The sequence below is a fragment of the Candidatus Chloroploca mongolica genome (assembly GCF_004762035.2).
In the GTDB taxonomy this organism is placed as follows: Bacteria; Chloroflexota; Chloroflexia; order Chloroflexales; family Chloroflexaceae; genus Chloroploca; species Chloroploca mongolica.
Genome location: NZ_SIJK02000017.1, coordinates 19,158 through 38,912, shown reverse-complemented (window position 1 = coordinate 38,912; position 19,755 = coordinate 19,158). Strand labels below are relative to the sequence as shown.

The following is a 19,755-nucleotide window of genomic DNA, read 5'->3' as shown; positions in this document are numbered from 1 at the left end:
CAGGTTCACGGATCGCTCTCATCCGCCCATACCGCGTCGGCGTGAACGCCTCGGCTCTGGCATGCGAAGCCGGCCTTCGCCGGCTGGATCAGGCCACGAAGGTGGCCTTCGCAAACCACGAGCCGAGCCGTTCACGGCGACGGCAGCAGCTGCCATCGCCCTCGTCGTGGAACGGAGCAATGGCATCATACGATGCCGTGTCACGGTGCGCCACTTGTGAACGTGGAAAAGAGGTGTCGCTGTGTGCTCACCTACATTCATTGCTACGGATGGCGCTAGCTGGCTACGCATCATGAATAGATGGCGGGGAGACGCAGCGCAGCGTGGGGCGCGATCGTCCATGTGCAGGCGCTCCTGCGCCGTTGCACGACGCAGCCGCTCGATGCACAACGCCGCGATCACCGCATCGATGACATCCCGCCGTTGAACAACTCTACCCCCCAAACGGGTCATCCCCTGCGTCAGCATTGCCATACCAACTGTAGGCCAGCCGCCGGGCCGGGTCGCTGAAACGCACCGCGGCGGGGTCGAAGCGGGCCGGGTCATACCCCTGCGGCAACCAGGCGCGGAGATCGTCGTCCAGCGTGTCATCGGCGAGGTCACGGAGAATCTCTGCAAAGCGATACATTTCTGCACAATCCTCGGGTGGACAGGCTCGCTCGCCCCCAACGCAGCGCGGATACCTGGCGGTGAAATCACGGCGGAGCACGTCGACCAGCCGGACGGTGTGCTGCCAGTTGTCGCCGAAGTCGTACTCATACCGGGCCGTGTCGTTGCGGAGGGTGAACATCGACGCAACCTGAGACGCCCAACTCGGCGGGTCGTCGCAATCCTGGCTCAGGTTATGAATGCCAAAAACCCGTTCCTGCTTGGTGCGTGGATGGGGGATGGTGAAACGGTGCAAATGATAGTCGAGCCAGCCCATCGCATCCTGAATCGCCACGTGCAGATCCCAGAAGGTAGCGTCGCCGGGCACCTCAATGTCACGCCAGATCAGCGGCTCTGATCGTTGAAGCTCAAGGCGAAAGCGGAGCACCAGCGCCTGGGTCGGGATCAGCAACTCGCGCCCGCCACGCTGCAGTTTCGAGCGTCCATCGGTGGTCGTCATCATTGCTCCTGTCGTTTGGGAACACGCAGATTATGCTGTTGCCACCCATGATACCTCATGCCCACGCCGACCGCCGCAGCGAGGGCAGTGTTCCAGCAGTCCGCCGTGCTCCCAGGCCCCACAACTCCCTCCATCGTTCCAGCGAACTGGCCTCGTCGCCGAGCCACCCTACCGTGCACAGAAGCTCACGCGAAGGCGCGAAGCGTTCGCGCACCTCCGCGAAAACCTTTACGCCTTTACGCCTTTACGCCTTTACGCCTTTGCGCCTTTACGCCTTTACGCCTTTGCGCCTTTGCGCCTTTGCGTCAAAAGAACCGCCTTCGTTGCACGGTCGTGCGCCGAGCTATGCGTGCCCGTTATGATGCCGCGCCCCCAGCCCGCAGCTGAAGGAGCAGGTGGCGCGGCAGCTCTGGCGTCTGGTGCAACGCGAGACTGGTGACGTGGCGCTCGCAGACCGCGCCGGCGTCGCCATACCGATAGATCCACAGCCCGCGTGGCGCGGCGATGACAAACGACGCGAGGGCCAGGCTGTGCGCATAGGTTGCGGCCTGCCTGACGGCCTGCTGGAGATCCTGAGCATGCCTGATCTGCCGTTTGCTCTCGATCAGGGTCACGGGCGGACGCGAGGGGTGGTCGTACACGAGCAGATCGATCCGGCCCCGCTGCGCGGTGGGGTGGCTCGGCAGCGCACACGGCACCTGGCGCTCGACGGTGAACCCCCACTGGGCGAGCAACGGGATGATCACCGCCGTTTCAAACCGCTCCTCACACGGGCTCCAGCGCGTGTCGCCGCTCACCGCACCGTGGCATACCTCGTCGGCAAGCACCTGAACCAACCCCTCCGGGATGAACCCGACGACCTGACCCTGGCGCTCACCGTGGTGGAACACCCCCAGCGTTGGGGAGGCCACGATGCCATACTGCTCGGCGAGCAACGGGGCATCGTCAAGCACCACCGTTGCGACCCGGAGCTGTCCCTGGAACGCGACCGCGATGCGCGTCAGGATTGGCAGCAAAGCGCGACGGGCAGGACAGGTGCGCACGCCAAAGCAGACGAGCACCGGACAATCGGCTCGGAGGATCTGCCGGGCAAAGGTCGCTTCGGTCGTCGCAACCAGCGTCGTGCCCATCAACTCCTCCCAACGCGCCGGACGTTACCCGTCCACGCCATATTTCGCGGCCAGTCGGCGCACCGTGGTGATGGCGCTGCCCACCACCACTCAACCGCAGATTACGTCTGCAACGTCACCCGCTCATTCGCAATCTTCGCCCGCTCAACATAGCGACGCGAGGGAAAGATGAAAGATAAAAGATGAAAGATGAAAGCCAGAGCGATCACTGATTTGTGAAGCGCTTGATGCTGGCGACGAAGAGACCGATCAGTTCATCGGTTTCTTTCAGGAGTTCGTCACAGCTTTCAACATCACAATACGTGCGCAGCTTGAGCAGCGCAAGCCAGGCGTGAGACTCTTGCAACTCTTGCAGACAGAGGCCCTGCTTCGCGATCTTCTCGGCAACACTTCGTGCCCGCGTGCTTTCGGCGTGATTCGCCATCACTGACGTCGCTGAGCGCCCCAACTGATTCGCAAGAATGGAGGCCGATCGTGCATTGGGCAATCTATCCACCACATCAAGGATCTTGTTTGCATACACAAGCGTTCGGCGCTGCACATCGACATCCCACTGTTGCATTGGTCCTCCTTTTCATCTTTCATCTTTCCGCTTTCAGTTTTCCCTGGCCGTGATCGAGCAGCAGGCACATCAGCAGCGCATCGCGGCGACCCTGCGGCGTGGTGGTGGGCTGTTCCTTGAGCGCCCGGGCGTGGGCAAGCGAGAGCCTGACCGCCTGGGCTTTCTTCGTGCTGCGCCGGATCTTGGCCCGCTCGGCGTCGAGATTGCGCCCCTGCTTGCGCCCGTAGCCCTTCACCGCCGCAATCAGCGTCGCCTGCTCAGCCGCGAGCGCCCCGGCCTGCGCGGCGAGGCGCGTGTAGGATTTAATTGTCGCTAGAGTACGATTGAGCGTCGCCAGCGCAAAGCCCTCGCGCAGCATCCAGCGCTTGAAGCCCTCGACCAGGCCCCAGGTGAACCCGGCCCAGGCCGCTGGTTCGACGGCCAATCCCCCAACGCTCACGCCGACATCAGCGAGGTAGAGCGCACAACGAGCGAGATCCTGATCGTGAGCAGTGCGTGTGCGGGCCGCGAGTTGCTGGCGGTACTCGGCGAACAGCGCCGACGATGCAGCGCGGTCAGCAGCGGCCGCGGCCTGGCTGAGTGCGCTGGGCATTGCCGGACTGGGCACGAGCGCCGTGTGCGGCGCCTCATGGTCAGACGGGTGATCCCTATGGTCGCACGGTGCGACCTGATGCGAGGCCACCGCCTCATGGTCAGACGGGCGATCCGTATGGTCGCACGGTGCGACCTGATGCGAGGCCACTGCCTCATGGTCAGACGGGCGATCATCGATGCCGGGCGCCTTGTCCATACCCCTCTCCACGCGGTTACGACTAGAACATGTGTCAGTAGTATACACGATGATGGGGAGGGTGAATAGACTCGTATAAGGAAAGTTTATGCGAGTCTATGTTGAGAACCGCACCTATGTACCGAAAGCATTATGAGAAAGTTCCAAGGTTTTGTCGGGCACGCCGACGATCGCGGCAACGACCCGTTCATCGAGTGGCTTGACCCATAATCCCTCTTCGTACAGAAGTTGATCCAGTTCGGTGGTCTCTGGCGGGTGTTTCTCGAGATACTCCCGCAGGTCGCGCAAGAGGATGATCTTACGGCGGCTAGATCGGGCGACTTCTGCCCAGGCAGGCCGAATAAGGTAAAGCCAGCGGTCGGCAAGGATGCCCAGATCCGGCGTGATCCGCCGCCCATCGCTGGCGTGCCGTTCGCCTCGGTTGTTCAGCAGATCAAGGAGCGTATCAACCACCTCAGTGCGGCCTGTCAATGCATCGTCGAGTTCGGATGTCTCGTCAGCCTTGCTGCGGCGTCGCTGAGGCTTGGGGCGATATTTCGGCAGAATTACGCGCATCTCGGCAAGCGCACGCTGCTTCTTCCGCGGCAGAAGCAACTCATCGTGCGTATTCAATTGCTCCAGGTAAGCCTTCAGTTGCTCAGCAGCCGCGTGGTCGAATGAGCGTTGGGGCGTATGTGGCCCGAGCCACGAGCGTAGCTGTTCGCATATCTCCTCTAGGCCCGTCTGTGGCACTGCAGCGTCCGAGCTCATCAGTACGAAGCGCGGTGCCCCAGTATCTGATCCAGCGAGGCAAAGAAAGACCCACGCCTTTTCTGCCCGTACCGCCGCCACCGACGAGACAACGCGTGCTTGCCCACGACGATAGTGCTCGTAGGTAGCAGCAGCAACTAGCGCCTGGTTGCCGATGACGAGCGAACGTACTGGCGAGAACGCATCTGGGATCGCATCCAAGATGTGTTCGCGCTGATCGCGATCACGAACAAGGTTCTCTGGAGTAATCGGGATGGATGGTGACGTATCGTCGGCTTCGCTATCCTCCTCGCCGAGATCAGCAAGGGTTACATCATCTGGCAGCACAACATTGCCGCCGAGCAGGGTTTCGACCATGCGGTAGCGCCGATAGATCAACTCCTCGCCGCTCGTTGGCGCAAATGCCGGGCTGTCTTGCGGAAGCCAGGATTCCACTTCACGGTGATCACTGTCCATACGATTGAGGCGCCCATCGCGTTGTTCGAGACGACGCACCACGGTAGGGAGATCGAGATGGACTATTGCAGATGCCGCCTGAAGGTTGATACTCTCGGACATCGCGTCGGTGCATAGCGCGACAATCTGTGAAGCCTGTGAACCAAGTTTGAATTCTTGCATAACCTTCTGGCAATCTTGAGGCCGTTCAGAGGTGGCTATCCTGATCTGAATGCGCTCATGTGCCAGCCGCCGTGCGATCCCATGCAAGGTAATAGGTCGGGCATCGAACGCAATGAGCAGATGGTGGTGTTCAATCAAATTGGCAATGAGACGAGCTTTACTCGTTTCTCGCTGATCAGAGATCTTGCGGATAATTTTACCAATGATATCGTAGATTTCGGCATCACGTTCACAAGCGTTACGATGAATTTCCGGATCGGTAAGCATGGCAGGCAGATCCGTGATGGCGAGTTGGTTAATCGGTAATGTCCCGCCAAGCTGCCGAACCCGCTCAAACAGGTTGCCGGTTTCTGCGGCATGTTTCAGTGGTACCGGCTCTCCATAGTGTTCGATCCAAGCTGCGCGGGTACCAAAGAGGTGTTCCAGGGCAGCCAGCCGGGACGAGCGCAAGGCAGCCAGTACGTGATAGCCTGCCAGCGCTTTGGCACCTTGCAGCATCCCGTTAAGCCAAACGAGATCCGGTTCTGCATGATTACGCCAGCGTGGCGAGTCAGGCACACGCAATACTTTATGCACAAACGCCATCCCGTTCAACTGCGCGAGGGCATTGCGTACTGCTTGAATCAGGCGTTGATCCTGGTCGGTTTCGTTGGTTGGATAATACTGCGCCCGAGTCTTTGGATAGCGGCACGGATTACCCAACCTATTCCGATACGCCTCTGGCTCGTGATCAATCAGCGCGTTAAACTGCCGCTTGGTACGCCGCAGCATAAACTGCCGAATGGCGCGCTGCAAGAGCACGATGTCGTCCGGACTCATTGGCAACGCCGCCGTGGTCTTGGGTTTCCCTCCCCTTGATGGGCGTACCTGTGCGGCCTGAAGTACCAGTTCGATGATGTGATCATCAAAGTTGTCCGGCCCCAGGAGGTTGATGATCGTCAGGAGATCGGAGAGTTCACGGTTCAGCGGCGTTGCCGTCAACAGCAGAGTGTGCTCAGGCGCACAGCGGAGGAGCGCACGCGATCGGTTGGAGGTCGTGTTGAGAAAGTTATGCGCCTCATCGATCGCCAGCACCTGCGCGCGCTGAAGCACGTCTTGGCGCGTCTGGCGCTGTTCGCCTGGCGTGCGGCTCAGCAATGAGTGAGGATAGCGCTCGCTTGGCAGGTTTATCGATGTGGTATCGCGTTCCCAATCGGTCAGCACCCGTGGTGGCGCGACAATAACGGGGATATGGTTGCGAACCCGTCCACGTTCCCAGAGCCGGTTCGTCATCGCACGCAGAATCTCGGCGCCGAGGCGGGTCTTGCCGGAACCGGTCGCATCAGCCACCAGCACACTGCCAACCTGATCGACCAACCAGATGGCCTGAACCACCCCCTGTTCCTGGGCAGGCCAGAGCTGCGGCGCGTTCACGAGCGGATCCACCAGCGTGTAGCGGCGCGCCCAGAGCCCATCCAGCACTTCGGCACAAGCGCGTGCCAGCGACTCCTGCCAGCTAACGGCACGTAGGAGTCGTTTTAGGAGCGCAATGAGTTGTTCTCGGTAATCGCGACCAGTTGCCCAGATTTGTTCGGCAAGCGTGCAAGCCTCAGTGAAACGTTCCCCGTCGAAGACCTCGTGGCGTTCGTTGGCTTCGAACTGCGTGTACATGCCGTTGTTGCTCAGGTTACTCGATCCCAGTGTGATTGCGTGGTCGGCCTGATAGATCTTGGCATGAACTGGTCGCTCGAGATTGCCGGAGATGCGAACCTCGATTGAATCAGTTTGGAGAAAATCGATTGCTGCTAGAATCGCCAAGCTCTGATAGACTGAGACCCCTTGGGCAAGCCAGTAGTCTTCCAGTTCCCGCGCAAAGGACTGTCGGCCCGGTACACGGTAGGTTGATCGCCCCTGGACAAGCGGCTCATGGCCTAGGAGTAAGCGCACGTGCATTGCGCCTGATTGACTACGATAATGGGCAAGAAGATTGATCACGAATGACAGCGATGTGTAACCAGTAATGATCAACGGGCGGCGTGAGGTACGAAGCTCTTCCAAAACGCACGATCCCACGGTCTGACCAGTGCGCGGATTGTTATAGGGGAAGCGCTCGTGGGGCGGCCACGCGGGGTCAGCAGTGCGCCGGCGCGAACGGCGCGGAGCAGGCACCTCGGGTACCGGTGCTTGCTCCGCGACCTGATCAGTGCTGAAGAGCGAAAGCTGACCTCCAGGGTTCTCCGGTTCAGGTGAAGGATCACTCATTGGGACACCTATGGCCGTGGCCAGATCGTGATCGCCTCAGTCAGGAGCCGCTCGCCGCGCTCACGGATTTGCGCCTCGCCCCAGGTGTCAATCCCGTGCTTGATGAAGTACTTGCTCAGCATCAGGGTACTCTGGGTATCGAAGGCCTGACGCTTCTGCAAAAAGGGACGATTGCCAAGCCCGGAGTTCATCGGCGAGGTCACCAGAGTCAGATTGCCGATGGTATGCTTCAGCGCCTCGCGGGTCATAACGATCGCCAGGCGGGTCTCTTCGTCAGCGTCTGCCGGAAGCGGCAACGGCCAGTCATCCTCACTCGGGCTCTGCGGCAGAATATGCTCAATGGTGTAGGGCGTGGTGGAAGGTGGGCGCTGATGCTCCTGCTTCGGCCCGTACTGCTGCCACTCCAACGCCTCAAGGATCATCACAATCCGCGATTGACGGAGATTCTGATAGACCGGGCTAGTCAGCCAGCGTTCGCGCAGCAGATCATCGCTGGGCCACTCCGCGGTCGGCCCTGTCATGTTTAAGAGATGCTGTTGAACCACACCGCGTGAGATGGGGCCGGCTTTTCGGAGATCGGTAAGCAATTTGACGAAAATGCGGTTGTAACTCTTTGTGGTCAGACCACAGATCAGGCGGCGGACGAGGTAGGACTCCAGGTCGGTCAGGAGGCCGTCTATCTCGGCGGTGGTCTCTTGCTCGCGTTCTACAAAGAGGAAGAGCACGAGCGGGTAGATCGTGCTGACGTCCATAATGCGCAGCCGCCGCCCGAAGGTTGCCAGCCGATCATCGTCGCGCTGCTCAAACAGGCGGTGGTAGAAGGCGCTATAGACCTGGATCTCCTGCAACGCCTGCTCGACATCGCGCGGTTGCGCGCCCTCGCTCGTATCCCACCACTCGCAGAACGAGCGGTAGAGATGTTGCAACTGGATATCATCCTCGGGACGCTTCAGCTTGCTGGTCAAAAAGTGAAAGAGGAACAACTCGAAGCGGGGATTGACCAGGCGGCCCTGGCGCACATGCTCTTTCCAGAATGCCGCCGTGGCAGTCTCATCATAGTGCCGCCAATAGGTGTCGTAGAGATCTTTGACCTTTGCCTGCGAACCGTGGCGTCGCGTAGCCTCGAGGAATACGTAGTTCCGCACCAAGTCGCCCGGCCAGAGCTTGACTCCCCGCGCGTTGAGCGTTTCAAAAATGACCTGGGGATCGTCGTCGTGATCGAGATCGATCCGCACAAGCTCGAGCTGCTGAGTGATCGCACGGACCAGTGACTCGACCCGGCGAGCTATGGTCTCGGCGTCTGCCACGATGGTCGCACTGTCATCCAGTTCATCGTCAGCAGTCTCGGCGAACTGCCGGATCACGTCATAGAAAAAGTGGTAAGCGGCAATCAGCTTCGGCTGCGGATCATCGCGGCGAGCATATTTGCGGCGGATCGGCGGGCGCCGGCGCAGCAACTCCTCGGGCGACTGGCACTCGAAGACGTCCACGAAGTCGGCCCGATCGCGTGTTGTGGGGAGCACCTTCAGCTGCTCATACTCCGACCCGGAGAGTGGCGGATTTGCGGTCATGCCATTTAGGAGCGTCAGACTGCGGCCCAAGTTTTTCTGCTTGCTGTAATCACGGAGTGCGATCATGAGAACCTGCAGCGTGGTGAGGCGCTGTTGTCCGTCGATGACCTCGTAGGCCTGATACTCAAGACCATTAGGCGCGATTGCCCGCAGCACAACCGCTCCCATAAAATGCTTCCGCAGCTGGCGCCCGCCTGGCGTGATGTTGAGCACCTCCCGTGCCTTCTGGGTAATGTCATCCCACAAAGGCTCCCACTGGTCGCGCGCATCCCACACATACTGGCGCTGGAAGATGGGGATCAGGTGGCGGCACTGCATGGTGAAGAGTTGCTGGATGGTGACTTTGTGAGGGTTCATCAGTATACACGCTTTCCTTTATCGAGTGCCTTCAGGATGCGAGTTGGTCTCACCAGAGCCATTCTGTGATGGCGGAGCAGCCGCAGATGACGCTGAAGGGGCAGCATTCGATGCTTCCGCCTGTTGTCTGGCAATGATGGGGATTAACATCAGGCGCAGTACAAGCCACCAGAAATAGATTGACTGGGCTGAGTAAAAGCCGCTATGTTCGATGAGCCCATGGGCCGCAGTGTTCCTTAAGTTGGCACCAAAGCGTTCAACGAGCAACCCTTTGAGATCGAAGACAACATCCTCGCCGAAGATGGATGCCATTTCGGGAAGGTAGAGCAGCCGGTTTAGATCCAACTCATCCTGAATCCCCTGATCATTCAATCTTGAGACAACAACGCCACGTTCGTGCAGGATCCAGCGAATCGAGTGCTCAAACTGAGGAAACAACAGGTGAGTCGCAACAAGAAAGTCTCCCTGGAGACCGGCATATAAACCGCGCGCATAGATCCATTCGCGCCCAGGTGGAACAAAGGAGCTGTAGCTCGCCAGCTCGAAGAAATCGTGCGGCCGAAGAGGATGCTCCTGCCAGATCTGCTGCCGATCTGGTTCGATACCAGCAGCCACAAAGATCTCCCGATGAAGTACGGCATGCCGAAGCATTTCAGCCCGCAAAAGCTCTTCGAGGTTTTCATCATCATTTGGAGACCTGGCGCCCCGTTGCCCGATTGTCTTTCCGGCTGCATTTAACATTCGGGCCGGGAAGATATACAGCAGAGGATGCGCATCTATTTGATGCTGAACTTCCGCCCGCAGCTTGTCAACGTTTGGCGCACCGCCCATCTTCACCAGGGCGACAAGTGCTTCGAACGCTGATTTGCCCCTGACTCGACCTCGCGCCTGTTCGATTGCATCAGATAAATCAATCGATTGCTCGGATGCTTGCATCGAGGCAACAGATACCTGCTGGTGTCCGAGCATGGCTCGGTGGATCTCGTCCACTCGCTCACCCATGCCTCCAATGCGGCGCAAAGCGGTGATTGTCCCTTGCAGGTGGATTGCAGCAAGGCCGTGATCAGGCGGATCGCGATGCAATACTTCATCAGCCTCAAGCGCATGAGTCTCAGCCGCATTGATCTGGGCATTGCGGGCTTGAGACTCATCGTTCCGACGCCGATGCCACTGAGCAGCGATCTGCCAGTAGTTACGCGCGCGATGCCAATGGCGTTCCTGCTCTGCTTTCTGGGCTGCCTTTTCTGCTAATGCGGCATAGCGATTAGGGTCGCCGTGCCGCTGCTCTAGCAAGAGCTCCATTAAGCGCGCTGATAGGAATAGCGGATCTTCTCCGTTGTAACGCCCCAATATTTCTTCAATGGTCTCTAGGATCCGAAGCCGTGGAGCCTGGTTGCGGCCCAACAAAGAGCCGATCTGTAGCGCTCGTTCGATCCTGTGCATACATGCTGGCCAGTGGAGTGGATCTTCTAGCACAGCAGCTGCAGCAAGATAGGCGTTCACTGCTAGCTCAGCTCGGCGATAATCACGACGACATATCCACAGAAGATCACTAACACGAGCCTGCAATTCAGGATCGGCGATGTCATCTACGAGCAGGTCGAGTACAGCTAAGTGGGTATCGTTAAGATCATCGACTGACGCAGTGCGCCCTGTGGGTATCACAAAGAACGGATGAAATGGCTGGTCACTATCATCAAGTTTGAGATGGAATGATGTAATGGCTCCCAAGAGCACGAAGAAGCCACTTACCTCAAGGTTTCCAGCTGCTTCTAGCCCTTTGGCATGCTCGAAAAACTGCGAGCTATAATCACTACATTCACGCGCAATACTGTCACTAATTATATCTTCCCATGCCAGTTGCTCGATGCTGTCCAAAGTTAGACTGATTTCAGGTATGGACATTGTTCCGACCCTCACTCCTTCTTCTGCGACGTCTCGATTTCAGATAAGACAGTGAGTGCTACGTGATTTCAGTGCCGCTTTACAGTTTCTCTGGTGCGTCTTCGTCGGCTCGTGTCTTTGCCAACGACACCTCGCATCTGGTGAAACGGCTATCGTGTTTGTCAGGCCGCACGCGAGTAGATGCTCTTTCCCTGGCCGAGGTACGACTCGTAGACATGTTGGTAGACCACCTGGCACTTTTGCTCGTACAGCTCCTTGCTATAGAGATCCGGCAACTGATCTAACATATCTTCGATTGTGACCCGGACGGCGGCGCGGGCCTGCTGTTTCTTGCGCCAGTCGAGCACCAGTTTCTCGCGCTTCAGGGTGGTTAACAGGTCGCGCGCGACTTGCTTGATCTGGTCAGCCTCGGCCTTTGTGGGCGTTACCTCGGGCCTCGTCAGCAGATCGAACAGGGCAAGCTCTTCCTCCTCAAGCTGCTCGGCGATCGCACGCTGCTCTTCAGCATTCAGATTCGCCGCAAAGGTGACCAGTTCTGCAAAGAAGCCCTCGACGTTCGCGGCACCGGCATTGTATTCATTCACCAGGCGCTGGAATTGCTCAAGGTAGTTCATACGCGTCTTGTTGAGCCGCACCATACGCGTCAGCTTACGGCTGATTGTGCTGCGCAGTTGCTCGGCCTCGGTTCGCTTGCGACCGGTCTCAAACTTCTGACGTAGCGCGCCGAAGTCGATAGCGCTGAGATCGATCGGCTGCGCCGAGTCTGCTTGTGCTACGTCTTCGCCCAGACGGCGGTAGGGCTGGTCACGAATGGTGTATTGCACTTTCGGTAGGACTGAGTCATCGAGCAACTCGCCAACCTGATCCATGACATTCTCAATGTCTGCTGGCGCTGCCAGAGCGCGGATGCGGTGAGCGATGACGGTGAGCGCAGCGTGGGTTGGCTGAAACTCGGCGGCGCTCTGATCGGGCAGGATCGCACGAAAGAGCCGATCGACCGTGTTGGCGTGATTCAGGAACTGCTGTTTCTGGTCGTCGTTGACGATGATTGCTTCGACGGCATCGCTGACCAAGGCAATCCGCTGGAAGGCGTTATCGGCAGCAGCGATGATGTTCAGGTCTACCCCTCGCGCGGCGCAGAAGGCGGTCGCTTCGTCAAGAACCTGGCGCAATTCGGCACGTTGCGCTGCTTTGTCACGTACTGGCATGTCGCCTGGTGCAATGCCGCCGCCTGAGCCGGAGCCATAGATGACCAGTGCCTGCTGGAGTGAGCGGAAGACGCCAATGTAGTCGACGATCAGGCCGTTCTGCTTGTCCTTGAAGACGCGATTGGCGCGGGCAATGGTCTGCATCAGGGTGTGGTTCCGCATCGGCTTGTCGAGGTAGATCGTCGAGCAGGACGGCACGTCGAAGCCGGTCATCCACATCGCGCAGACGAAAACGATCCGGAACGAGTCGTTCGGGTCTTTGAATTTTGTGTCGAGGTCTTCGTTGACGATGCGCTTGCGGTGAGATGCGATTTCCATGCCTCGTTTGGCGAAGATGTCGATTTCGTTCTGCGACGGCGAGATAACCACCGCCATGTCGGTGGTCTGCATAAAGGCGATGGCCTTCTCAAGCTCGTCGCTCTCGTCGCTGATCGCCTCACTCAGACGGCTCTGAAGGTCGGCGATGGAGCTCTGCCAGTACTTGTACACCTTGTCGTACATACGCACTGCGGTCAACTTATCGATGGCGACAACCATAGCCTTGCCGCGATAGCCACGCCCCATGAAGTGGGCAACAATATCGCGGGCGACCGTTTCCAGACGCTCGTCGCGGGTAATCACCTGGTACTCGTGCCGGAACTCCTGCTCGAGCCGCTGTTCTTGCGCCTCGTCAAGCATCGCGGCGTCAAGAAGATCGCCCATATCCTCATTCAGGTGCTCATTGACAATCTGCACCTCAGGGATGCGGTTTTCGTAGTACAGCGGCACGGTCGCACGATCCTCGACCGACTGGCGGAAGTTGTAGATGCTGACATAGTCGCCAAATACCTCACGCGTCTTTTCCTCGCCGACGATCAGTGGGGTGCCGGTGAAGCCGATAAATGCTGCGCGTGGCAGTGCCTGGCGCATATTCTGGGCGAAGATGTCGTACTGGCTGCGGTGGGCTTCGTCGGTCATCACGATGATGTCGCTACGTTCGGAGAGTTGGGGGTAGGGCTCGCCGCCTTCGGTACGGAATTTCTGGATGAGGGTGAAGAGGTAGCGGTGATCCTCGCGCAATAACTGCCGTAGATGCACACCATCGCCAGCGCGAACGGACTCCTCTGGCTCAGTTACCGCCCCCACGCGAGCGAAGTTCTTGTAGATCTGCTCATCCAGGTCGAGCCGGTCGGTTACCACCAGAAAAGTCCAGTTGCCCGGGAGGGCGCGCAGGATCTTTTGCGCGAAGAAGACCATCGAGTAGCTCTTGCCGCTCCCCTGGGTATGCCAGAAGACGCCGAGCCGGCCCTGGTTGGCCCCGAGATCGCGCACTGCCGCAATGGCATTATTGACGCCGAGGTACTGGTGGTTCCGGGCGATCAGTTTGACCAGGCCGCCGCGGGTCTCTTCGAAGAGCGTGAAGTTCTCAACCAGGTCGAGCAACCGCTCAGGCGCACAGGTAGCCCGCACGGTCGTGTCGAGGCTGACGACGCCCTTTTCGCCTTCACTATTGATGCGCTTCCACTCGCTAAAGTGATTCCATTCGGCGGTCATACTGCCGACGCGACTCTCGACACCGTTGGAGAGGATGATCAGCGCATTCGGCCAGAATAGCTGCGGAATAGTCGTCTTGTAGTCGCGCAGATTGTTGTCGTAGGCAGCCTGCACATGCTTGTGATGGGCCTTGAGCTCGAGCAAGACCAGTGGCAGGCCATTAACAAAGCCGACCAGGTCGGCGCGTTTCTTGCCATACTCCCCACTCACCCAAAACTGTGAGACGAGCAAGAAATCGTTCTGGTCGGCCTGCTGCCAATCGATCCCGCGCACCCGCTCGATGCGCTCTTCGCCCTCGTCGCTCTGCAACGTGACCAGCACGCCGTCCTTCAGCAGCCGGTAGATCTCCCGGTTCGCGGCGGCGGCACTGAGTGCGCTGCGGTCGCGGAACAGTTCGTCGATGGCCAGGGTGAGGGCCTCGTCCGGCAGATCGGGGTTAAGGCGCTCCAGCGCCGGGCGCAGTCGGCCCGCCAGGATGACATCGGCCATCGTCTCGCGACCGAGCGTACTGGCGCCGGTATCCCATTCGTGCAGCGCGAAGGTTGTCTTCCAGCCAAGAGCCTGAAATAGCGCCATTGTCTCACGTTCAAGTGCGTCTTCGCTGTCAAGGTTGTGGTGTGGCATCGTCAGCCCCCGGTGATAGGCTCAAGTTGATCGTCCGATTCGCAGGTGGCGAGCAATGCGGATCGCGGGTAAGATATGGTGCCGGGCAAACGGCGCGAGCTGAGGCAGTCATTGCGCTGGGGAAACTCGCGTTGTTTCGATTATTGCTCCTGATGAACGACCAGGTATTCGGCGCGAGCCAGCAACTCATCGTAGGTGATTATCTCCGGGTTGTGCAGATTGCGTCGGAACAGTTCGAATGATGCTCGCTTGTTAGTGTCGTCAAGCTGGCGTGTGTTCCCGATCACCAGGATCCCCTTGGGCTCATAGGTGTAGATATCCTCGCCATGCAGGAGGTCACGGTTCTCGTCCTGGCGCGAACCCTCTATCACCCAGGTGCGGCAGTTCGATTGGAGTTGCGCGGCACCCCCGGAGAGTTCTGAACTGGGTCCCCATACCTTATTCCGGTAGAGTCGTGTCGTGAGTAGTTCGCTCTGTGGCTTCTTAATATCGACCAGCACGATGAAGCGAATGGTGGCTGCTGTGGCTAGGAGGAAATCGCCGCGCTGCCCGCCCGAACCGGCCACCGTAACGCCGCCATAGGCTGGTTGCTTGGTTACGGAATGAAGGAACTGGTAGGCCAGGCCATGGCCAAAAATCCAGGTGTTTGCCTCGAAAAAGGATTGCCAATTGCCCTCTGACCACTCCTCGGCGGCGAGCTGAGCCTTGAATTCTGCAAGCGCAGCTGAACGCCGCTCATGTTGTTGTTTGAGTGCCACAGCAGTAAGCACATCGGGCTTGAGCTGATTGAGCGCTTCCCAGAACTCGGGGTTGTCGTTGGCAAGCAGGTACTCGACGAGTTCCGGTGTCTGAAGGTTGACGACGACGCCTGACTCTCCATCAACCGCAATGAAGCGTCGCTGTCCCTGGGGTACGCCATCCTGAGAGAGCGCATAGAGGTCAGACAGCGCCTGGTACAGGCGGTACGTCTGACCTGCGCTCAGCTCGAGACGAACTTCTTGGCCGGCCCTGAGTGTAGCAAGATTGAACGAGTCGGCGTCCTCCCATGGATCTTTTGCCGAGTGGCGACGCTGGTGCATCAAGGTTAGCTTCACTGAGGCAGCTTTGTTGCGCGCATTGTCGATAAGCAGAGGCCGCATGATGCGGCGAGTACGTCCCTGCTCGACTTCGTCCGGTTTAGTGATGACAATATCGTCGACACGCGCGCTGTCGCGAGAAGTGCTCTCGGTATCGTAGTGCGTAGTCATATCTCTGTGTCCCTCTCAATGGCATCAGCCCGTTTCGCTGGAATATACGCGGTGTGAAATCCGCGTGGTTTACTCGACCACCCCCGCGATCGCCAACTCAGCAACATCCAGTTCGCCGTTGATCAGTCTTGGCAGTAGCAAGTCACGGGTGCGACGGAGGTTGATGTTTTTGGTGTTCAGTGTCTGAATAAGCTCGAAAATAGGGTTAAGGAGCATCGTTGCTTGAAACTGGAGTTCACGAGGTGGGATAACAGTGACGATGCTTTTCAATATACCAGTATTAAGATTTGGCATAGTAGCGCCGATGGCCTTATTGGAGATCCAAGTGGCTACTTCTGACTTTCCTAGGTACAAGTACAACAGCACTGGATCGATAACAGTTTGCCCGAGGCGCAACAAAAGGCTTCCTGTTCCACACAGCCAGCCTTCCTCGCGATATGTCACTAATGCTCGACGACCAATATCGCCGCGTCGCCCATAGACAATATCTCCTGGGCGAAGACGATGGCGAGAGAGCCGAGCAGCATCCTCCACTCCAACTCGTGCAATTCCATCTGCTGAAATTCTTCCATCAACCAAATTTTTGGGCATTACGACCGGAACACCTTCACTCTTATAATCTGATTGGTGCAACTGTGATCCGAATGGGCCAGTTTGTATGACTCCGCCAACATGATCACTAATGCCCCCTAACGTTGTCACCTCCCACCCCTCCGGCACGCCATCCACCACGCGCACATGCTCGTGCCCCGGAAAGCGCAGCTCGACGAACCACTCGCGGTAGAGATTGTGCGCCATTTCTTCCAGGATGGCGATGCGGCGCTGGTTGTTCTCGATGAGGTCGTCGTAGGCACTGAGGATGGCAGCGATCTTGCGCTGGATGGGAGGTGGAGGGATCGTTACCTCGAACTGAGGGAAGTGCGTTAGGGGAATGCGATCAACTGTAGCACCAATAAGTATATGCCGAGCAACCGTTGAATGCCACCTGTCCGACAGGAAGTAGTAGAAGAGATAACGACTCTCAACCTCGCCCGGATTTGGACGTATTAATGCCATTCTGCGGCCTAGACAGCCCCTGAAGCCCTCTGGGATTATGGCGTAACGATGAAGCGTTGCTTCATAGCTAAATACAATATCCCCAGGCTGCGGTAATATCCGTTTCGTCCACTTAGGAAAGTCTTCTTCAGCGATGTGGCGAACTTTGGCTAGGTCAAGACCGCCATCTTCACGAACGTTAGGGATGCCCAAGAAGATGGGGCCTTCATCTGAAAGCTTGGGTGTGGCATGTGGGCCGTCATATAACCCGCGATACAGGGTTTTGATCGGAACAGTTTTCCAAAGGTCGCCATTCGTGCTCATTTTGTCACCTGCTCCAACAACCGTTCCACATGCTCAGCGATGCGCTCTTCCAAGAGATGCGCTTCGGCATTCAGTTGCTCCAGATCCTCATTTAGCTCTGCAAGTCGCACGGTGAAGTTGAACTTCCCGGCGGCGCGGGCGGTGCCGCCGACAGCATAGCCAGCCATCAAGGTTCAGCGTAGCTCGGGTGACGTATACCCTGTTACGCTCCTTCCAGAATCGCACGAATCGTCGTAAGATCACGTTTCAAGTCGCGCATTGGGCCGATAACAAGCGCCCAGACCTGTTCAAGCTCGACACGAATATAATCATGAATCAGCACATCACGCAACCCGGCGATACGCCGCCACGGTACATGAGGGTGTGCATCTTTCAGCGACGGAGATACCCGTTTCGTCGCCTCGCCAATAATCTCAAAATTACGAACAACCGCGTCCTGGGTCATCCGTGAAGCCATAAAGGCTTCTTTGCCATTCCGCGTGTATTCTTCGATCTGCGTGATACATTCGAGCATATGGGTAAGGTACAGACCGTCATCTTTCATAACGGCCTCGCTTCACGCAACACCCGGTCACGAATATACCAGTGGAGACTACGTTCAGTGACCACATCAACGCGTCGACCGAGCATGTCCTGGAGATCCTGCCAGAGCGCCACCAGGTCAAGGAGGCTGCGTTGCTCGTCCATATCGATCAGCAGATCAATATCGCTCTCACTTCCTGACTCACCTCGCACGACTGAGCCGAAGACGCGTACATTATGTGCGCCATGCTGCTCGGCCAGTGTCAGGATTTCGGCGCGCCTAGAGCGCAGTTGATCGAGATTCATCCCTGTCTCCTTCCTCCTCAGTCCCTACGCGGCACTTTCGCTTGCCCCACTGTCGCTGGTACCAACAACTGTTCTACATGCTCGGCGATGCGCTCTTCCAGGAGACGCGCTTCGGCATTCAGTTGCTCCAGTTCTTCGTTCAGCTCCTCGAGCTGCACAGCAAAGTCAAAGTTGTCGGCGGCGCGGGCGGCGACGCCGACATAGCGCCCCGGATTGAGGCTCCAGCCCTGGGCCTTGATCTCATCGAGCGTCGCCACCTTGCAGAGCCCGGCGATATCCTGGTAGGCACCGTCAGGAAAGTGCTGGGCCAGCAGGTTCTCGCTGCCGGAAACCTGCTCGGGCTGCTCGTCACGGTAGAGCCGCGCGATGTTGGCAAGAAACTCAACCTGGGTCGGCGTAAAGTCGCGGTGGGCACGGTCGATCTGGCGGTAGATCTGGCGCGCATCGATGAACAGCACCGTATCCTTGCGCGCCGTCCGCGCCTTGTTGCGGTCGAAAAACCAGAGCATACAGGGCAGAGTCACCGTGTAGAAGAAGTTCGGCCCAATTGCGATCATCACATCAACTGCCTGGGCCTCAATCAGCTTACGGCGGATCTCTTGCTCGGAGCCGCGTGCATCGGCGGCCGAGCTGGACATGACAAATCCAGTGCGTCCAGTTGGCGTCAGGGCACTATAGAAGTGCTGGATCCAGAGATAGTTGGCGTTATCCGGCGTCGGCATACCAAAGGGAAAGCGTGGGTCGTCCTTGAGGCGCGACTTGTCGACGCCGTTGACGTTGAATGGCGGATTGGCCATAACAAAGTCGAACTGCCCAACACTGCGATGGAGATCTTCGTAGTAGCTATTGCCATCGCGGATCTCGCCACCGAGACCATGGACAGCCAGATTCATGCGGCAGAGCCGGGCAGTTTCACCAACTTTCTCCTGGCCGTAGATACTGATCTCGGCATTCGGGTTACGTTTGTGGTTCTCGACAAAGCGGGCGCTCTGCACGAACATGCCGCCGGATCCGCAGGCCGGGTCGAAGATCCGGCCGTGGAACGGCTCGATCACCTCAACGATCAGTTTGACCAGCGCGGTAGGTGTATAGAACTCACCACCCTTCTGGCCCTCGCTGCGGGCAAACTCACCCAGAAAGTACTCGTAGATCCGGCCAAAGGTGTCACCCTCGGCATCCATCGGGATCGCGTTGAGGGTCTTCAACAACGGAACCAGCACGTCGTTGCCGAGTCGGCGATACTCCTTGGGCAGCACATCCTTCAGGGCCGGGTTGTCGGCCTCGATCGCCTTCATCGCCTCGCTGATCACCTTGGCGATATCGGCGCCCTCGGGCAGCGTTAACAGCCTTGCGAAACGCGCCTCCTCGGGCACGTACATGACACCACGCGCCTGGTAGTCGGCCTTGCCGATGGTACGGCGTGACGATGCGCCTTGCTTCACCTTCAGCTCTTGCTCGATATGGGTGAAGCGGTAGTCGGCGTACCGCAGAAAGATCAGGCCCAACACTGGGATGGAATACTCCGACGACTTCAACTTCGAGTTGGCGCGCAGTTGATCGGCAGCCTCCCAAAGGCGGTTTTCCAGGAGCGACAGATCGTGCCGACCATTGGTCTCTTCACCCGTGGACGCCATGATCGGGCCATTGGTGATCGCCGCACTCTGATTGGTTGTCCGTTTACGTCCGGGTGGCATACAGATTACCTCAACTACGCAGGGCAACTCTAGAATCTGTCGCTGCACCTGACCCGCCGAAATCAATGTTCAGGTCGTATATCAATCCAAGAGCTTGTACCAGAACGATTACAGTTCACGTATGCATAGCTGTCGGAGATGCTGCAAAAGATTATGCAGGCGTCAACCATTATATCAGCATCTCGTGTATTCCGGCAATGTGTGAACGCCTTCTGCATTACACCTGCTCC

Annotated in this window: 14 protein-coding genes; all 14 read right to left on the bottom strand. The window is 58.1% G+C overall.

Annotated features, from left to right (window positions below; translation table 11 throughout):
• Nucleotides 1-433: 433 nt before the first annotated feature.
• Nucleotides 434-1,111 (bottom strand): plasmid pRiA4b ORF-3 family protein, encoded by a 678-nt coding sequence (locus tag EYB53_RS11070; RefSeq protein WP_135478248.1) that lies wholly within the window; start codon nt 1,109-1,111, stop codon nt 434-436.
• Nucleotides 1,112-1,464: 353 nt separating this feature from the next.
• Nucleotides 1,465-2,238 carry a thioredoxin family protein gene (locus EYB53_RS11065; protein ID WP_135478247.1) on the bottom strand — a complete coding sequence of 258 codons (774 nt, stop codon included), beginning with the start codon at nt 2,236-2,238 and terminating at the stop codon, nt 1,465-1,467.
• A gap of 205 nt (nt 2,239-2,443) precedes the next feature.
• On the bottom strand, nt 2,444-2,800 hold the full coding sequence (locus tag EYB53_RS11060) for a four helix bundle protein (RefSeq protein ID WP_135478246.1): 357 nt from the start codon (nt 2,798-2,800) through the stop codon (nt 2,444-2,446).
• A 19-nt stretch (nt 2,801-2,819) separates the two neighbouring features.
• On the bottom strand, nt 2,820-3,590 hold the full coding sequence (locus EYB53_RS11055; protein ID WP_135478245.1) for a site-specific integrase: 771 nt from the start codon (nt 3,588-3,590) through the stop codon (nt 2,820-2,822).
• A 114-nt stretch (nt 3,591-3,704) separates the two neighbouring features.
• Nucleotides 3,705-7,199 (bottom strand): SNF2-related protein, encoded by a 3,495-nt coding sequence (locus tag EYB53_RS11050; RefSeq protein WP_135478244.1) that lies wholly within the window; start codon nt 7,197-7,199, stop codon nt 3,705-3,707.
• 8 nt (nt 7,200-7,207) lie between these two features.
• A complete protein-coding gene (locus EYB53_RS11045) occupies nt 7,208-9,127 on the bottom strand; it encodes a DUF262 domain-containing protein (protein WP_135478243.1) in 1,920 nt (639 codons plus the stop codon).
• 18 nt (nt 9,128-9,145) lie between these two features.
• On the bottom strand, nt 9,146-11,032 hold the full coding sequence (locus tag EYB53_RS11040) for a DUF7380 domain-containing protein (protein WP_135478242.1): 1,887 nt from the start codon (nt 11,030-11,032) through the stop codon (nt 9,146-9,148).
• A gap of 161 nt (nt 11,033-11,193) precedes the next feature.
• A complete protein-coding gene (locus EYB53_RS11035) occupies nt 11,194-14,397 on the bottom strand; it encodes a type I restriction endonuclease subunit R (protein ID WP_135478241.1) in 3,204 nt (1,067 codons plus the stop codon).
• Nucleotides 14,398-14,537: 140 nt separating this feature from the next.
• Entirely contained in the window at nt 14,538-15,644 is a 1,107-nt protein-coding gene (locus tag EYB53_RS11030) for a Shedu immune nuclease family protein (protein ID WP_135478240.1), read from the bottom strand.
• A gap of 69 nt (nt 15,645-15,713) precedes the next feature.
• Entirely contained in the window at nt 15,714-17,003 is a 1,290-nt protein-coding gene (locus tag EYB53_RS11025; protein ID WP_135478239.1) for a restriction endonuclease subunit S, read from the bottom strand.
• Nucleotides 17,000-17,170, bottom strand: coding sequence for a hypothetical protein (locus EYB53_RS11020; protein WP_205712634.1), 171 nt, complete (start codon nt 17,168-17,170; stop codon nt 17,000-17,002). Before EYB53_RS11020 ends, EYB53_RS11025 begins: the two co-directional genes overlap by 4 nt.
• Nucleotides 17,171-17,205: 35 nt before the next feature.
• Nucleotides 17,206-17,547, bottom strand: a complete 342-nt coding sequence (locus EYB53_RS11015) for a HepT-like ribonuclease domain-containing protein (protein WP_135478238.1) — start codon at nt 17,545-17,547, stop codon at nt 17,206-17,208.
• Nucleotides 17,544-17,831, bottom strand: a complete 288-nt coding sequence (locus EYB53_RS11010) for a nucleotidyltransferase family protein (protein ID WP_135478237.1) — start codon at nt 17,829-17,831, stop codon at nt 17,544-17,546. The genes EYB53_RS11015 and EYB53_RS11010 overlap by 4 nt, the downstream gene beginning before the upstream one ends.
• A 17-nt stretch (nt 17,832-17,848) precedes the next feature.
• Entirely contained in the window at nt 17,849-19,525 is a 1,677-nt protein-coding gene (locus EYB53_RS11005; RefSeq protein WP_205712633.1) for an HsdM family class I SAM-dependent methyltransferase, read from the bottom strand.
• Between the last annotated feature and the right edge of the window lie 230 nt (nt 19,526-19,755).

Coding starts and splice junctions, on each gene's coding strand:
- EYB53_RS11055 (WP_135478245.1), bottom strand. CDS start 3,590: ATGGACAAGGCGCCCGGCATCGATGATCGCCCGTCTGACCATGAGGCA.
- EYB53_RS11065 (WP_135478247.1), bottom strand. CDS start 2,238: ATGGGCACGACGCTGGTTGCGACGACCGAAGCGACCTTTGCCCGGCAG.
- EYB53_RS11020 (WP_205712634.1), bottom strand. CDS start 17,170: ATGGCTGGCTATGCTGTCGGCGGCACCGCCCGCGCCGCCGGGAAGTTC.
- EYB53_RS11030 (WP_135478240.1), bottom strand. CDS start 15,644: ATGACTACGCACTACGATACCGAGAGCACTTCTCGCGACAGCGCGCGT.
- EYB53_RS11070 (WP_135478248.1), bottom strand. CDS start 1,111: ATGATGACGACCACCGATGGACGCTCGAAACTGCAGCGTGGCGGGCGC.
- EYB53_RS11005 (WP_205712633.1), bottom strand. CDS start 19,525: ATGCCACCCGGACGTAAACGGACAACCAATCAGAGTGCGGCGATCACC.
- EYB53_RS11015 (WP_135478238.1), bottom strand. CDS start 17,547: ATGAAAGATGACGGTCTGTACCTTACCCATATGCTCGAATGTATCACG.
- EYB53_RS11010 (WP_135478237.1), bottom strand. CDS start 17,831: ATGAATCTCGATCAACTGCGCTCTAGGCGCGCCGAAATCCTGACACTG.
- EYB53_RS11025 (WP_135478239.1), bottom strand. CDS start 17,003: ATGAGCACGAATGGCGACCTTTGGAAAACTGTTCCGATCAAAACCCTG.
- EYB53_RS11045 (WP_135478243.1), bottom strand. CDS start 9,127: ATGAACCCTCACAAAGTCACCATCCAGCAACTCTTCACCATGCAGTGC.
- EYB53_RS11040 (WP_135478242.1), bottom strand. CDS start 11,032: ATGTCCATACCTGAAATCAGTCTAACTTTGGACAGCATCGAGCAACTG.
- EYB53_RS11060 (WP_135478246.1), bottom strand. CDS start 2,800: ATGCAACAGTGGGATGTCGATGTGCAGCGCCGAACGCTTGTGTATGCA.
- EYB53_RS11050 (WP_135478244.1), bottom strand. CDS start 7,199: ATGAGTGATCCTTCACCTGAACCGGAGAACCCTGGAGGTCAGCTTTCG.
- EYB53_RS11035 (WP_135478241.1), bottom strand. CDS start 14,397: ATGCCACACCACAACCTTGACAGCGAAGACGCACTTGAACGTGAGACA.